This window comes from Streptomyces sp. B6B3, from assembly GCF_039871525.1.
In the GTDB taxonomy this organism is placed as follows: Bacteria; Actinomycetota; Actinomycetes; order Streptomycetales; family Streptomycetaceae; genus Streptomyces.
Genome location: NZ_JBDPLU010000014.1, coordinates 161419 through 176462, shown reverse-complemented (window position 1 = coordinate 176462; position 15044 = coordinate 161419). Strand labels below are relative to the sequence as shown.

Here is a 15044-nt window from a genome sequence, read left to right as displayed (position 1 = left end):
GTGCCCATCCGCACCACCGCGCGATGCCGGCCTGGCGGTGCGCCACAACCGCCAGGCCCCAGCGGCCGACCGCTGTCCCGTTGTCGCGGCCGGCGAGACCGCGGAAGGTCGCCCGACGTGAACACCGGACCGGCGACCCGCCACGCACGGATTGGCCACCCGGTGGAGGGCTGATCGCCCAGCGGCTGTGTGATCGCGACATCGAGCACTGGGCCGATCCGCGGATGCGACGCCCGAGCGAGACCAACAACGAGCACGGCGGTCGGGGGGTGTACTTCAAGGACCCCGCCGGCCACGCGATCGAGCTGATCACCCGCCCGTACCTGTAACCGGGACCGCGCCTGGTCGGGAGCCCGCATCGCGGCCCACGTCGCGGCCGGACGCGCTCGGGCTCAGCCCAGCGCGTCCATCAGCGAGGTGACGTAGGCGTCCAGCCGCTCCGCCACGGCTTCCGTCGTCAGCTCGGGCCGCCCCGCCTCCCGCCATGGCCGCGACACCAGGTGCACCTCCTCCGAACACGCCAGCCCGTCCCGCACCTGCCAGTACAGCCGCTCGCTCGCGGCCGCGGCCAGCACCCCGCCGGCCTCCTCATAGGCGTCAGCGAACCGCGGGCCCCACTCCGGGCCGTGCAGCAGCGCGAGATTGGTGGAGCAGTGCGCCACGTCGAGATCCGCGGGCCCCCAGGAGGTCCCAGCCCAGTCGACGACGCCGGTGATCCGGGCATCCGCGGGGCGGGCGGGCGGCACGTCGAACAGGACGTTGCCGGGTTGGAAGTCCCGGTGCAGGAACCGCCCTTCGTACGGCGGTGCGGGCTTGCGGATCACGTCGATCGCCGCGGCCCACGCCGCCGGGTCGGCACCCTCCGGAACGACCACGGTGTCGGCGGTCGTCAACGTCACGTACTTCGGGGGCCGCGGTTGGGGGTTCCTCCCGGGCCCCCAGGGCCTGGGGGAGGGTCGCAGCGCGTGGATCGCCACGAGTTGCCGCGCCAGCAGCGGTACCCGCTCCTCCAGTCCCTCGTCGTCGAGGACCGTCCGGCCCGGCAGATGTGTCATGAGGAGCGACGGATACTCGCAGTGCGCGGCGGTCGGATCGACCGCGACCAGACGAGGGGCCGGCACGTCGGTCCCCTCGAGCAGGGTCAGGGCGCCCGGCTCCCTGCCCATCGAGTCCTCGGCGTGCCCCACGTAGAACGGGTCGACGATGCTCCGCAGCACCAGGTCACGGGTGCCCCCGCCCCGCGTGCCGATGGTCAGCCGCCGCATCTCGGCGGTGATGCCGCCGTGCAGCGCCTCGGTCCCGACGATCCGCTCGCCGACCTCCAGGTACCGGCTCACCCAGGCCCGCGTCAACGGTCGGACAGCCGCCGCTCCGTCGTGGTTGGTCACCGTGCCACCCCACCATCCGGACGGTGGCACGCGCGAAGGGTTTCCGGGCGACGGCTGTGCCGCTCAGTCGGAGCCCCCACCGGCACGGCGCCCACCCCGGGCGGCCAGTGCGCGTGGCCAGGCGAACGGCACGACCGGCTCAGCCGTGCCGGGTGGGCCGGTAGATCAGCTCCTGGGTGCGGCCGTCGAGCGTCCGGCTCTCGAGCAGTTCGAGGTCGAGGTCGGCCGCGCCGCGGAAGATCGGGTCCGCCCCGGTCTGTCCGCTGATCACCGGGAAGATGGTCACCTGGACGCGGTCGACCAGTCCGGCGGCCATCAGCGCCCGGTTCAACGACAGGCTGCCGTGCGAGCGCAACGGCACCTCCGACTCCTCCTTCAGCCGGGCCACGACGTCGACGGCGTCATCGCTCACGAGAGTCGCGTCCGGCCAGTCCAGGGGGCCTTCGAGGGTCGTCGACACCACCGATGTCGGCAGGTTCCGCACCGGGTGTTCACCGGGTCACTCACCTTGGACTCCGCGCCGCCCCGGTGGGGACCGGGGATGCCCCGAGTACGGAACTGCCGAGCGCGCGAGGGCGTTGCGACGACGGTTGTCCTGTCAGGATCCCCGGGTGGGATCGCGGCGTCACGGATCGAGGGACTCGCTGATGGTCAGTGTGAGCGTGGAGACCGCGGAGCAGACGCACGAGCGGCTCCGCCGGGTGCTCTCCCAGGCCGACCTCGTCGTGCACGACGGCGTCTGGTGTTTCGAGGAGTCGCCGGCCGACCAGCCGCCGGCGCTCACCGGCGAGACACTGGCGGTCGTTCGGGACCGGGAGAGTTGGAGCCGCCTGGTTCCGCTCGGCCAGGAACGCGACGGTGTCGAGTGTTTCGGAATCTTCTCCTTCCACTTCCCCGGCCAGGTGGACAACAGCGGTTTCGTCGGCTGGTTGGCCACCCACCTCAAGGCCGAGCTCGGCACGGGCGTGTTCGTCGTCTGCGGCAGCAACCGCGCCCGCGGCGGCATCTACGACTACTGGGGCTGTCCCGTCGAGCTGCTGGACCAGGCCGTCGCGGTCGTCAGGTCGCTACGCGCCTGACCCGCCGCTCCGGAGCGCCTGGACGTCCGCGTAGGAGTAGGTGAGGGCCCCGGGGTCCGGGGAGCGGCCGTCGCGGATGGCGGTCGCGGTGGTCACGGCCGCCGCCAGGGCGTCGCGGTAGAGCAGCGAGCCGAGGCTGATCCTGCGCACGCCGAGGGCGGCCAGTTCGGCGACGGTGGGACCGGTCGGCGTGTAGAGGATGTTCAGGGGGACGACGAGCAGCGCCGTCAGCGCGGCGATCCCGTCGGGGTCCGTCAGCCCGGGCACGAAGACGCCGTCCGCGCCGGCCTGTTCGTACGTCGCGAGGCGCGTCGCGGTGTCGTCCTCGTCGCGTCCGAACCAGTGCGTGTCGGTGCGGGCGTTCACGAACAGCGCCGGCGCGGCGGCCTTCACGGCGGCGATCTTCGCCGTGTGCAGCTCCACGGGGGCCAGTGTGCCGTCCGGGCGGCCGTCCTCCAGGTTGATCCCTGCGGCGCCGGCGTCGTGCAGCGTTCGGGCCAGCTCGGCGACGTCCTCCGGATCGTCGCTGAAGCCGCCCTCGGCGTCGACGGTGAACAGGTACGGGCCCTGTCCGAGCCGGCGGGCCAGCGCCAGAGTCGCGTCGCGGGTCGCGGACGCCCCGTCCGGCAGTCCGGCGGCCGCGGCCACGCCCAGGCTCGTGGTGCCGATCGCCGGGAAGCCCTGGGCCGCCAGGGCGGCGGCGGAGGCGTGGTCCCAGGCGTTGGGCAGCAGCAGCGGCGCGGCCTGGTGGTGCAGGCGGGCGAACGGGGTCAGCGGGCGCCCGAGCAGGCCGTCGGCCAGGGCGAGGGCGTGCGCCCGGCCGGGGCAGGCCCGCGGCGGCGCGCCGAAGGTGAGGGGCACCGGGTGCGCGCGTTGGGCGGTCGCGACGTCGAGGAGCACCAGATCGCCCGCGGCGATGTCCCGACCGGCGACCCGGGTGGCGCGGGCGGCGATCCGGCGCAGGGTCGGCACCGGCGGGTCCTCCCTGAGCACCCGGGCCAGCGGTGCGTCGCCGGCGGCCGCGGCATCGACCAGCGCGGCCGTCGCCGCGCAGGCCTGCACCAGCAGCCCGATGCGGTGGGCGGCGGCCTCCAGCGCGGCCTCGTCCCGCCGCTCCCCCGGCACCAGGAGCGCCACCAGCCCGGCCACCGCCTGGTCCGCGGTCGCGGTCGTGGCCTCGTCCGCGCCCCCGAAGTAGGCGCCGGCCACCACGGTCACCGCCACCGCGACCGCGCCGGGCTCGGGCATCCCCAGCGCCTCGGCGAGGGCGCGCACCACCCGCACCCGGGTCTCCCCGTCGGAACCGGCCGCGGCCGCCCGGCGCAGCGCGGCGGGGTCCAGCCGGGCCAGTTCCGCCTCGACGAGGGCCCGCCGGCGGCGGTGCGGCGCACCCGAGCTGAACCGGGCCACGGTGGCGCGCAGCCACGCGGCACTCGTCCCCGGCTCACCGGCGTCCGCGGCCGGCTCGGGGACGAGCGCCGGGTCGGCGAGCGCTGCCCGCAGGTCCTCATGGCGGTCGAACACATGCGTCGTGGTCAGGTACGTCACGGCCCCGACGCTACGGCCACGACGGTTCGGCGCTCGCCGAACCATCCCTGCGGCATCATGGCCGCATGCCCTCGCTCGCCGAGACCGCCGGTCTGTTCGCCGACCGCACCCGGGCCGCCTTCTGCCTGGCCCTCCTCGACGGCCGGGCCTGGACCGCGGGCGAGCTCGCCCGGCACGCGGGGGTGCGGCCCTCGACCGCCAGCGAGCAGCTGTCCCGCCTCGTCGCGGGCGGCCTGCTGACCGAGGAGCGCCAGGGCCGGCACCGCTACGTCCGGCTGGCCGGCCCGGACGCGGCCGCCCTCGTCGAGGCCCTCGCCTCCTACGCCTCGGAGGACTCGGACACCTCGCGCCCGCGGAACCTGCGCGAATCCGTGCGGCTCAGCGCCGAGGCCCGGGCCCGCACCTGCTACGACCATCTGGCGGGGCGGCTGGGCGTTGCCCTGGCGGACGCGATGGTCGCCCGGGGGCTGGTCGCCGCCGACTCGGGGCTCGCGGTCACCGCGGCGGGCCGGTCCTGGCTGGCCGACGTCCTGGGGTTCAGCCACCCCCCGGGCGCCCGGCGGCCCCTGGTGCGGAGCTGCCTGGACTGGACGGAGCGCCGGCCGCATCTCGCCGGCGCGCTGGGCGCCGCGCTGTGCGCCACCGCGCTGGAACGCCGGTGGGTGCGGCGCGTCGGCTCCGGGCGCGCGGTCACGGTGACGCCGGAGGGCGCCGAGGCGTTCCGCGACCTGCTCGGGGCGGCGGTCGCGCCGCGGTGAGCGCCACCCGGATCCGCCGCCCGGACCCGGCGCGGCATCATGGGGTGCATGCGTACGGAACCAGTGCTCGTGTACGACGGTGACTGCGGCTTCTGCACGACCTCGGTGGCCTTCGCCGAGAAGCGGATCAGGCCGCGCTGCGCGGTCACGCCGTGGCAGTTCGCCGAACTGGACACCCTGGGCGTCACACAACGCCGGGCCGAGCACGAGGTGCTGTGGGTCACTCCGCACGGATCGGTGTACGGCGGCGCCCAGGCCGTCGCGAAGCTCCTGCTGAGCGCGCGCGGCGGATGGCCGGTCCTGGGTGCGGTGCTCCGGCTGCCGCCGACGCGTTGGATCGCTCACGGCCTGTACCGGATCATCGCCACCAACCGCAACCGGATGCCGGGGGGCACGGCCGCCTGCGCCCTGCCCGCCGACCGACGGCCCTGAGCCGAGCCGGTGGGCCGGCCGGAAACCAGGTGCGGACGGTCGGCGCGATGGTGTGTGATGAAGGGCATGAGCGTTGGGTTACGCACGCCGGGAGTGGACGGGCTGAGCGAGGCGGTGGGCGTGCTGCGGGAATGGCAGTACGACGAGGCGCCGATGCAGCTGCATCCGGGGGACCTGGGCTGGTTCTGGCGGTCCGGTGCCGAGGCGACGGCCGCGGCGGTCCGGACCTGGAGCCGGGACGGACGGATTCTCGCCGTCGGGCTGCTGGACGGCCCCAGGGTGTTGCGGCTGACGAGCGCGCCTGATGCCCAGCGGGACGAGGAGCTCGCGCGGCGGGTGGTCGAGGACCTGACCGAGCCGGAGCGCGGCGTACTGCCCGCGGGCAAGGTCCAGGTCGAGGCGCCCACCGGGGCGCTGGTCCACGATCTGCTGGCCGAGGTCGGCTGGTACGCCGACGAGCGGTGGACGCCGCTGCGCCGCGACCTCGCGGAGCCGGTGCCGGATCCCGGCGTGCGGACCGAGGCGGTCGGGCCGGAGCAGGCGCACGTGTGGGCCGCCGTACTGAGGGCGTCGTTCGACGGGTCGACGTTCACGGACCAGCGCTGGCACGCGATGGCGGCCGGGGCGCCGTACGCCGACGCCCGGTGTCTGGTCGCGTACGACGACCAGGACAACGCGGTGGCGGCTGCGACGGTGTGGTCGGCCGGTCCCGGTAGGCCAGGGCTGCTCGAACCGGTGGGCGTGCACCGGGACCATCGGGGTCACGGCCACGGCAGGGCGATCACCGTCGCCGCGGCGGCGGCACTCCAGCGGCTGGGCTCGTCGAGCGCGGTCGTCTGCACCCCGAGCGCCAACGTCGGCGGCGTCGCCACCTACCGGTCGGCCGGCTTCCAGCTCCTCCCCGAGCGCCGCGACCGACACCGCGACGCCTGAGGGCCCACCCGACCCCGCGGCCTCCGCCCGCCGGCGGGTGTCAGTGGTGGGCGCGTTGAGCGAGGAGGAACGAGCGGGGCAGCCGCCGCTCATCTCGCTCGGCGAGCTGTGCGACCAGGTCCTCGCCCTCGTCACCGACGACACCGCCGCCGGACGAGTCGTCGTGTTCGACCGGGGCGCGCCACCCCGGGTCTTGGACTCCGAGTAGGGCGGCCGGGCGCGGGGTCAGCCCAGCAGCGCCTGGGCCAGGGAGCTGACGCACACCAGGGCGCCGAAGGCGCACATGATCCAGCTGGCGGTGGGGCCCATGTCGTCCCGCCACCCCTCCAGCTCCATCACCGACGGGTCGGCCGGGTCGTACCTGACGAGGACCCGATCACCCTTCTGGAACCCGTCCAACTCCTCCTGCCGCTTGCCCATCCGCATGGGCTGCCGCATCTCCCGCCCGTCGGCCGTGGTCCACTTCACCTCCGCGTGGTACCGGTGACCGCCGGAGGTCAGCGTGCGGCGCTGCACCCGGACCACCGTGCCCTCGGCCTTCCCGGCCGAGCTCCGCAGCCGGGCGATCCGCCGCAGAACGCGGCCACCCGCCACCACCAGCCAGCCGCCGAACAACACCGGCAACAAACCGACGATCGTCCCACCCTCCACGGCCCCGTCTCCCCCGTTAGCCCAGTGACACTCCACGCAGCGTAACGCCCCCCACCGACAGCCCTCGGGGCGCACGGGGCGTGAGGTTGAGGGCTACGACTCCGCCACGACGATGTAGAACGTCATCGCCGCGAGGAAGGAGCCGCCGGCAAGGTGGTTCAGCCAGCGTCGCGTCTCCTCCTCGGTGAAGTAACCAGCGGTGCACGCCCGTCGTGTGGTTCGCTCCAGTCCGAGTATTTCGTCGGCGGCCTGGACGTCTCGGAAGACGGGTGTCACCGCGACGACCTTGGGCACCGCGAAGCCGACCTCCGCCGCCAGTCGTGGGAGCTGCCTGCCGATGCGGGCGTTGCGAATCACCTCGTCGGTGACGTACCGGGTGTAGGAGCGCGACAGGTCGCTGTCCGGATGGTCGATGGCCAGGGTGTCCCAGTCGGGTTCGCCCATGACGAGCCGCCCGCCGGGCCGCAGCACGCGGTGGACCTCGCGCAGCGCCCGGACCGGATCGGCGACGTGTTGCAGAACCCGGTCGGTGCGCGCCCGGTCCGCGGTGTGGTCCGCGAGCCGCAGGTCGTGAAGATCGCCGAGGTGAACGGCGACCGCGTCCTGCCCGGCGGTGCGCTCCCGGGCGGCCTCGACCGCGGCCTGGTCGTGGTCGACGCCGATCGCCGCACCGGTGGCGGTGACGGCTTCGGCGAGGGGGCCGAGATCGGTACCGGGGCCGCAGCCGAGATCCAGCACCGTCTGGCCCGGCAGGACGTCGAGTTCCTCGAGCATGCGCCCCTTGTAGAAGCGTCCCAGACCGCTCCCGGCGAGCCGGTCGAGGTAGACGAACGGATCGGGGGCGACGGTCTCGAACGGGGTTGAGGTCATGCCACCAGTCAATCAACCGCCCTGGCTCCGTCCCGGGCGTCCAGCGGCGGAAACCGGACGTCGATCGCCGCTGGTCAGCGACACGGGCGCACGTGATCTCGCGCGTCGACACGCGTGCTGTGGCCAGAAGGCGTCCGCTGCGAGGGGCGGCGCCCACCATCGGGCGCGGCCGTGCCTCCTGACACGCGCGCGTCGTCCTCGTGCGTAAAGCGCTTGCCGACGTCCGGTGCCGTGCTGTTAGCGTGCGGGGAGTCGTCCGGGCCCGCCTTGGTCCGGGCCCGACGTTTCTCCTCCGCTCGGTGTCGGGGCGGCGGTGTGGGCGCGTGTCCCGTCCCACCGCAGTCTTGGACGTCCCTCGGCGGGCCAGGGGCCGCACCTCATCTCTTCACTCAGGCGCCGGCGGCCCAGCGCTGGCCCGCCCCGCCCAGCGGCGACGAAGGACACTTCCATGCTCCGCGCCGCCACCGGCTACCGTCCCCTGCTGCGCACCCCCGGCGCCGCCGCCTTCTTCCTCGCCGCCGCCGTCGGCCGCGTCGGCATCGCCATGACCGGCCTCGGGCTGGTCTGGTTGCTGCACGCCCGCACCGGTTCCTACGGCACCGCCGGCCTCGCCGCCGCCGGATTCTCCCTCGCCGAGGCCCTCGTCGGCCCGCAACTGGCGCGTCTGGTCGACCGTTTCGGACAGACCCGCGTCCTGCCGTGCGCCCTCGCCGCCCACGGCGCGGCCATCGCCGCCGTCCTGGTGTCCGCCACCCCCACCGCCGCGATCACCGCCGCCACCTGCGCCGGCGCGGTCCTCCCCCAGCTCGGCGCCCTGTCCGGTGCCCGCTGGGCCCACCTGCTGCGCGGTGAACGGGCCGACGAACTGCCCACCGCCTTCTCCCTGGAGTCCCTGGCCAACGCCACCGCGTTCCTCCTCGGCCCGGTACTGGTCGCCTCGCTCGGCGCGCTGGGCAACCCGGCCCTGGCCAGCGCCCTCGCCGCGGCCCTGATCCTCGGCGGCGGCAGTGCGCTGGCCGCCCAGGGCCGCACCGCTCCCCCACCCGCCCGCGCACACGCCGAGGGCACCCGCACCGAACGGACGCTGCTGCGGCCGACGTTCCTGCTCCTCGCCCTGCTCAACCTGGCCATCGGGCTGTACTTCGGCACGATGGGCGTCTCGGTGAGCTCCTTCGCCATCAGCAACGGGACTCCCGGCGCGGCCGCGCCGATCATCGCCGCCGCCAGCCTCAGCGGGCTGCTCGCCGGCTGGCTCTACGGGCTGCTCCGGCCTCCCGCTCCGGCGGACCGTCAACTCGTCGTCGCCACGGCCTATCTGACGGGTACGTCGCTGCTGCTGCCGCTCGCGCCGTCCGCGGTCTGGCTCGGCGCGGCCGTGGTGGCCACGGAGGCGGCGATACCGCCCACGCTCGTCCTCCAGAGCCTGCTCACGGAACGGTCCGTCCATCCGGCCGTCCTCACCCAGGCCTTCGCCTGGAACAACTCCGCCAGCGCGGCCGGTTCGGCCCTGGCGGCGTCCCTCGCCGGGCATGCCACCGACACGTGGGGCGCCTCCGCCGCCCTCGCCCAGGCCCCCGCGGCCGGACTCCTGCTGCTCACCCTCGCACTCGCCCTCTCCCACACCACCCGACGACGGAACGAGACCCCCACCGGCCAGGCGCCCTGACGCCACACGTCCCCGGCCCCACAACGACCGACTCCGCACGCCGTTTGCACGCCCCCGTGCCCCCGGCCCTCGGTGCACCGGCCACGCCAACCCAACCACCGCCACAAGAGCCAACCACCGCTCCGCGGACCGGGACCGACACGCACCACCGCCCACCGACCGCCACCAACCGCCGCCCGGAGCCGCGACACCCAACCGGCCATCGCACGATCACCACCACCGCCCCCCGCGGACCGGACCGGCCCCGCACCCCAACCAGCCGACACCATGCTTCACCACCCACGAACCGGCACCGTGGGACACCGACCTCCGGCGCCGAGGCCGGACCGGACCCGCACCCCCGGAGCGGCACCCCGCACACCGGCCACCACCCGCCGACGACCAACCGCCGTCCACCCGGCGCGCCAACGCCGCACCGGCGATCGCCGATCCGCGATCCCCGGGCATCCACACGCCCTCGTCGAACAGGCACACACCAGCCACTCCACCACCAGCCGCACCCCACTTCGGCGGCAACCCATCACCCCACCGGCCAGCCGCAACCGCCCAACCGCGCCCCGGCGCGGCAAGCACCGCGCGGCAAGCGCCGCCGCAAGAGATGTTGCGCGAGGCGTTTACGGGCGATGCCCCGGGCGCTACCGTGTGGGGGGTTGCGGGAGCGCTCCCACGGAAAGAGTCGCAGATGGGATCAGTCGCAGAGTGGACTGGCAACCCTCACAAACGGGAGCGGTCCCACACAAGCTGAAGATCCCGGAAACGGGTTGAGGAGATCCCCCCACATGGTCACTGGACACATCGATCGAAAGCAAGCTCCGCTCCGCGGGGTGCGCCTGCTCAGCGTGCTGGGCGCCGGCCTGCTGGCGCTCATCATGGCGGGCATGCCGACGCCGGCCTCCGCGCACGGCGTCGCCATGACGCCGGGCTCTCGCACCTTCCTGTGCTACCAGGACATGATCGAGAGCGGTAACCAGACGCCGTCGAACCCGGCGTGTGCCGCCGCGGTCGCGGAGACCGGCACTACCCCGCTGTACAACTGGTTCGCCGTGCTGGACTCCAACGGCGGCGGCCAGACCGAGGGTTACATCCCCGACGGTGAGCTGTGCAGCGGCGGCCACAACGGTCCGTACGACTTCTCCTCGTACAACGCCACGCGCAACGACTGGCCCAAGACTCACCTCACCGCGGGTCAGAGCATCGAGATCGAGTACAGCAACTGGGCCGCGCACCCGGGCGACTTCGACGTCTACATCACCCACAACGGCTGGAGCCCCACCCAGTCGCTGGGCTGGAGTGACCTGGAGCTCGTCCAGACCGTGACCGACCCGCCGCAGCGCGGCGGCGCGGGCTCGAACGGCGGCGCCTACTACTGGAACCTGCAGCTGCCGAGTGACCGCAGCGGCGAGGCCATGATCTTCATCCACTGGATCAGGTCCGACAGCCAGGAGAACTTCTACTCCTGCTCCGACGTCGTCTTCGACGGAGGCAACGGCCAGGTGACGTTCTGACGCACTGACCGGGGACGCGATCCACGAGGGACCCGCCGGGCCACCGGCGGGTCCCTCCGCGCGCCCTGACACCCGGGCGCGGCGCGGCGCGCCCCGGGCGCGGGCGCCCGATGGCGTCTTCCCCTGACATCTCCCGCGCCGGTAGCATCCCCCGTGGTCGGCCGCCCTGGTGGCTCATTGGGAGGTGTGGGCCGACCAGCATCACGTGAGTGCCGAAGCCGCGCGCGGCTCCGGTCCTCTCGGCGAGCCGACTGAACACGCGCGGACGCCGGGTCCAGGCGACCCGTCGCCGACGCGTTCGTGTCTCGTCGACGAGGAGGAACGTCGTGCATCGCACGCAGCAGTTAACCAGGAAATGTACCAACGCGGGGATGGCGTGGAGGAGCGCCGTCGTGCTCGGCACGATGGCCCTCGCCTTGCCGTTCACCGCCTCCGCCGGCGCCGTGGAACAGCAGACCACGGCGGACGGCGTGACCTTCGAGTCACGCCCCGACATCGCCCTCGCCGCTCCGACCCTGACCACCAACACCACCGGTCAGGTGGACCCGGGCCTGTTGCTGACCACTCCCGGCGCCGGCTACGGCGGCTCGGGCGCGGCCATCTACGACAACAGCGGGCAGCTCGTCTGGTACGCGGAGGGCGCCTACAACAACCTCCACGAGATCACCTGGCAGGGAGAGCCCGCGCTCGCCGTGCACTTCAGCAGCGGGGGCCAGTCCGAGTACCAGGTGCTGAACTCGTCGTACCAGGAGGTGGCGTCCTTCTCCATACCGGGCATGGCGACCGACCTGCACGACATGAAGATGAGCCCCGACGGCTCGCGCGTCCTGCTGATGTCCTACGTCACCACGCCCTACGACCTCAGGCCGTGGGGCGGTTCGGCCAACGCGCAGGTGATCAACGGCGTGGTCCAGGAGATCGACCTGGCGACGAACCAGGTCACCTTCGAGTGGGACTCCCTGGAACAGGTCCCGATCGACGAGACCACGGAACCGCTGACGGCGCCGTTCGTCGACTGGATCCACATCAACTCGCTGGCCTACGACACCGACGGCAGCATTCTCATCGGTGCCCGCAACACCAGCACCGTGTACAAGGTGGACCACGACACGGGCGACATCATCTGGCGGTTCGGCGGTGAGCGCAGCGACTTCACCTTCCCCGACCAGTCGCAACGGCCGAGCTACCAGCACGACGCGCTGCGACTGCCCGACGGGCGCCTGTCGGCGTTCGACAACGGCAACGGGCGCAACCCGTCGTACTCCCGGGGTTCGGTCTGGGAGCTCGACGAGACGGCCATGACGGCCCGGCTGGTCGAGGACCTCCAGCCGAACAGCCCGCTGAGTGCCCTGTACACCGGCTCCAACCGGCTGCTGGACAACGGCAACCACCTGGTGGACTACGGCAACACCGGGGAGATGGTGGAGTTCGTCGGCGACCAGACGGTCTTCACGGCCAGTCTGGAGGGGAGCAACTGGACCTACCGGGCCGAGCGTTCGGACTGGGTGGGCACCCCGACCACCGCGCCCGACGTCGCCTGGAGCGAACCGGCCGAGGACGGCACCCGGTCGGTCCACATGAGTTGGAACGGCGCCACCGAGGTGGAAAGCTGGCGCATCGAGGCCGGCGACTCGGCGGGTACCCTCAGCACGGTGGAGACGGTCGCCAGGGCCGGGTTCGAGACCGACACGCGGGTCTCCGCGGGAGATGCGGAGGTCTACCGGATCAGCGCCCTGGACGCCGGCGGCACGGTGTTGGACAGCCGGACGCTCGTCGCCGGGCAGACCCCGACCATCTCCGAGTAGTGCTCATGTGACGCACCGGAACCACGGTGCGCCATGACGTCCTGGCCGAGGCGGCGGCCGGGACGCCCCCGGGTCGGAGCGACTCCCGAATGGCGGGAAGAACGACGAGAACTGTGCGCAACGCCACACTCCGGACTGGCAGGACCGGAAGGCAGCGCTTCGCTTACGTCAGGATTTTCCGGTCATGATGCCCGTCCGGGCGACATTTTCCGGCGCGATGACCAACCCCTGTGGTCATATATCGGCCGGCTTTGCGACGAACGCCGGTACCTCTTCACAGCGCATTTACCTCGCCCTAACATGGGAGCGCTTCCACACAACGCCTCGACGGACTTGAGAAGGCGGCGACCCGAACCCGCGGAACGGTTCGGGCCACCGTCATCCCGGGTCCGGCAGTGCCGCATTCCCGGCCAGCCGCATCCATCATGCGGGAACGCGAGCATCGTCGAACGGCAGTCGATTCGAGAGCCCTTCCCTCAGTCGGCTGCGGCATGGATGGTCGATCGTCACCGACCTCCCCGAGGGGCTCTGTAGGGGTTTGCTGGAGGCAACTCGCACCTGTGCGGTCTGCACGTGCTCCGCAGTCCCGGTGAGTCGGCTCCCCCCGCCGGCTCTCCGTGTTCCACCTCCGTTCACCGCGGTGCGGGCCCGCGTGGTCGGCACCGCACAGAGACGACCCGATTGGAGAACCATGTCCGGTATTCTCGTTGCCGGTGGGGCGATGGCGGCGTTACTGGCCTCTACCGTCTCCGGCCAGGGTGTGTCGACCGCAACCGACGCCCCGTCAGAGAAAATCACCGTCGGAATCCAGACGATCAACGGCTCGGGCTGCCCGGCGGGCACCGCGGCCGTGGCCGTTTCCTCCGACAACACGGCCTTCACCGTCACCTACAGCGACTACCTCGCTGTGGCGGGAGACGGCGCCTCGCCCGTCGACTTCAGGAAAAACTGCCAGCTGAGCCTGGACGTCCACATCCCGTCCGGCTTCACCTACGCCATCGCCAGCGTCGACTACCGGGGCTACGCCTACCTGGCCTCCGGTGCCACCGGCCTGCAGAAGGCGCAGTACTACTTCCAGGGTTCGTCGCAGACGGCGTCCTCGGAGGAGACCTTCGCCGGTCCGTACGACGACAACTGGCACGCCAACAAGACCACCGACTGGGCCGGTCTGGTGTGGTCCCCGTGCGGCGAGGACAAGAACGTCAACATCAACACCGAGCTCCGCGTGAGCAGCGGCGACTCGGACGGCACCAGCTTCATGACCATGGACTCCACGGACGGCGCCGTGAGCACCACCTACCACCTGGCCTGGCAGGAGTGCCCGAGCTGACCCGGGCCCCCACGGGCCGGTGAGGCCCGCAGACCAGCAGTAACGGCGGACATCTCCCCGTTCTCCCGCGCAAACATCGCATCACCGAGAGCGGAACTCCGACGCACCGGGCTGATGCTCCTGTGCCTCCTCGCCCATCATGTGGGGCCGGGAGCATCAATCCGGGTTCTCTTCTCGCACCGCACGCCGGAAATGCGGTGCCTCGCGAATGAGCCCCGGCGGGTACGACTTTCCACCACCACCCGCCTCGCGAGCTTCAGACCACCACGGACGCGGTTCCCGGAATTCGTCTGCCCGGGGACGGTCCTTAACGACCGATTGGAGAACCATGTCCGGTCTTCTTGCCGTGGGTAGCGCCTTCGTCGCGTTATTCGCCTTCGCCACTCCGTCCGCGACTCCCGTCAACCAGATCGCGGAACCGCCGTACTTCACCGACGTGCCGACGGAGCAGATGGCCATCGAGGTTCTCACGGTGAACGGATCCGGCTGTGAGCCGGGCACCGCCGCCGTGGCCGTCTCCGCCGACAACACGGCCTTCACCGTCACCTACAGTGACTACCTCGCGATGGTCGGCGTCGGCGCGTCACCGACCGACTTCCGCAAGAACTGCCAGCTCAACCTGGCGGTGCAGGTGCCGTCCGGCTTCACCTACGCCATCGCCAGCGTCGACTACCGCGGCTACGCCTACCTCGAACAGGGGGCCACCGGCCAGCAGCGGGCGTCGTACTACTTCCAGGGCTCGCCGAGCACCGCCGAGCACCAGGAGACGTTCACCGGCGCGATGGACGACAACTGGACGGTCACCGACGTGACCGAGCTGCCGGCCCTGGTCTGGGCGCCCTGCGGGGAGCTGCGCAACTTCAACATCAACACGGAGTTGCGGGTCAGCGCCGGCACCTCCGACCCGTCCAAGACGACCAGCTTCATGATGATGGACTCCACGGACGGGGAGATCGAGACCGAGTACCAGCTGGCCTGGCGCGAGTGCGAGCCGGGGGAAGGGGACGGTGACTGAGCACCACATCTCCCGGGAGTGACGCCCAGCGAGGACTCCCCTGAGAGGCGGGGTGCGGACACCG

At 72.4% G+C, this 15044-nt stretch carries 13 protein-coding genes and 3 pseudogenes; 11 read left to right on the top strand and 5 right to left on the bottom strand.

Features of this window, described 5'->3' with window-relative positions; genetic code table 11:
* Positions 1 to 179: 179 nt before the first annotated feature.
* Positions 180 to 329: pseudogene (locus ABGB06_RS26360) on the top strand (VOC family protein); the annotation flags it as partial.
* 63 nt (positions 330 to 392) lie between these two features.
* Here ABGB06_RS26360 and ABGB06_RS26355 read toward each other — a convergent pair.
* Together ABGB06_RS26355 and ABGB06_RS26350 are read right to left on the bottom strand one after the other, a co-directional pair.
* Positions 393 to 1388, bottom strand: a complete 996-nt coding sequence (locus tag ABGB06_RS26355) for an aminoglycoside phosphotransferase family protein (RefSeq protein ID WP_347593682.1) — start codon at positions 1386 to 1388, stop codon at positions 393 to 395.
* 139 nt (positions 1389 to 1527) lie between these two features.
* A pseudogene (locus ABGB06_RS26350) lies at positions 1528 to 1872 on the bottom strand (dihydrofolate reductase family protein); the annotation flags it as partial.
* Positions 1873 to 2035: 163 nt separating this feature from the next.
* On the opposite strand from ABGB06_RS26350, the gene ABGB06_RS26345 reads away from it, so the two are divergent.
* Positions 2036 to 2467 carry a DUF6196 family protein gene (locus ABGB06_RS26345; protein ID WP_347593680.1) on the top strand — a complete coding sequence of 144 codons (432 nt, stop codon included), beginning with the start codon at positions 2036 to 2038 and terminating at the stop codon, positions 2465 to 2467.
* Here the strand turns inward: ABGB06_RS26345 and ABGB06_RS26340 are convergent.
* The gene (locus ABGB06_RS26340) at positions 2456 to 4015 is read right to left on the bottom strand and encodes an isocitrate lyase/phosphoenolpyruvate mutase family protein (protein WP_347593678.1); all 1560 of its coding nucleotides are present in this window, start codon (positions 4013 to 4015) and stop codon (positions 2456 to 2458) included. The genes ABGB06_RS26345 and ABGB06_RS26340 overlap by 12 nt on opposite strands.
* Before the next feature lie 65 nt (positions 4016 to 4080).
* On the opposite strand from ABGB06_RS26340, the gene ABGB06_RS26335 reads away from it, so the two are divergent.
* From ABGB06_RS26335 to ABGB06_RS26320, 4 genes are all read left to right on the top strand, one after another.
* Positions 4081 to 4773, top strand: coding sequence for a winged helix-turn-helix domain-containing protein (locus ABGB06_RS26335; protein WP_347593676.1), 693 nt, complete (start codon positions 4081 to 4083; stop codon positions 4771 to 4773).
* Between the two features lie 48 nt (positions 4774 to 4821).
* Complete coding sequence (locus ABGB06_RS26330) at positions 4822 to 5205, top strand: DUF393 domain-containing protein (RefSeq protein ID WP_347593674.1); 384 nt, start codon at positions 4822 to 4824, stop codon at positions 5203 to 5205.
* Positions 5206 to 5271: 66 nt separating this feature from the next.
* The gene (locus ABGB06_RS26325) at positions 5272 to 6138 is read left to right on the top strand and encodes a GNAT family N-acetyltransferase (RefSeq protein WP_347593672.1); all 867 of its coding nucleotides are present in this window, start codon (positions 5272 to 5274) and stop codon (positions 6136 to 6138) included.
* A gap of 46 nt (positions 6139 to 6184) precedes the next feature.
* Positions 6185 to 6346 (top strand): hypothetical protein, encoded by a 162-nt coding sequence (locus tag ABGB06_RS26320; RefSeq protein ID WP_347593670.1) that lies wholly within the window; start codon positions 6185 to 6187, stop codon positions 6344 to 6346.
* Between the two features lie 17 nt (positions 6347 to 6363).
* Here the strand turns inward: ABGB06_RS26320 and ABGB06_RS26315 are convergent, their stop codons facing one another.
* A complete protein-coding gene (locus tag ABGB06_RS26315) occupies positions 6364 to 6789 on the bottom strand; it encodes a DUF3592 domain-containing protein (RefSeq protein ID WP_347593668.1) in 426 nt (141 codons plus the stop codon).
* Between the two features lie 93 nt (positions 6790 to 6882).
* Positions 6883 to 7659, bottom strand: coding sequence for a methyltransferase domain-containing protein (locus ABGB06_RS26310; protein WP_347593666.1), 777 nt, complete (start codon positions 7657 to 7659; stop codon positions 6883 to 6885).
* A 448-nt stretch (positions 7660 to 8107) separates the two neighbouring features.
* Between ABGB06_RS26310 and ABGB06_RS26305 the strand changes: the two genes are divergently transcribed.
* From ABGB06_RS26305 to ABGB06_RS26285, 5 genes and pseudogenes are all read left to right on the top strand, one after another.
* Positions 8108 to 9325, top strand: coding sequence for an MFS transporter (locus ABGB06_RS26305; protein WP_347593664.1), 1218 nt, complete (start codon positions 8108 to 8110; stop codon positions 9323 to 9325).
* An 869-nt stretch (positions 9326 to 10194) separates the two neighbouring features.
* Positions 10195 to 10824, top strand: a pseudogene (locus tag ABGB06_RS26300) (lytic polysaccharide monooxygenase); the annotation flags it as partial.
* Between the two features lie 377 nt (positions 10825 to 11201).
* The gene (locus tag ABGB06_RS26295) at positions 11202 to 12635 is read left to right on the top strand and encodes an arylsulfotransferase family protein (RefSeq protein ID WP_347593662.1); all 1434 of its coding nucleotides are present in this window, start codon (positions 11202 to 11204) and stop codon (positions 12633 to 12635) included.
* 691 nt (positions 12636 to 13326) lie between these two features.
* The gene (locus tag ABGB06_RS26290; RefSeq protein WP_347593660.1) at positions 13327 to 13965 is read left to right on the top strand and encodes a DUF4360 domain-containing protein; all 639 of its coding nucleotides are present in this window, start codon (positions 13327 to 13329) and stop codon (positions 13963 to 13965) included.
* 328 nt (positions 13966 to 14293) lie between these two features.
* The gene (locus tag ABGB06_RS26285) at positions 14294 to 14980 is read left to right on the top strand and encodes a DUF4360 domain-containing protein (RefSeq protein WP_347593658.1); all 687 of its coding nucleotides are present in this window, start codon (positions 14294 to 14296) and stop codon (positions 14978 to 14980) included.
* The last annotated feature ends 64 nt before the right edge of the window (positions 14981 to 15044 follow it).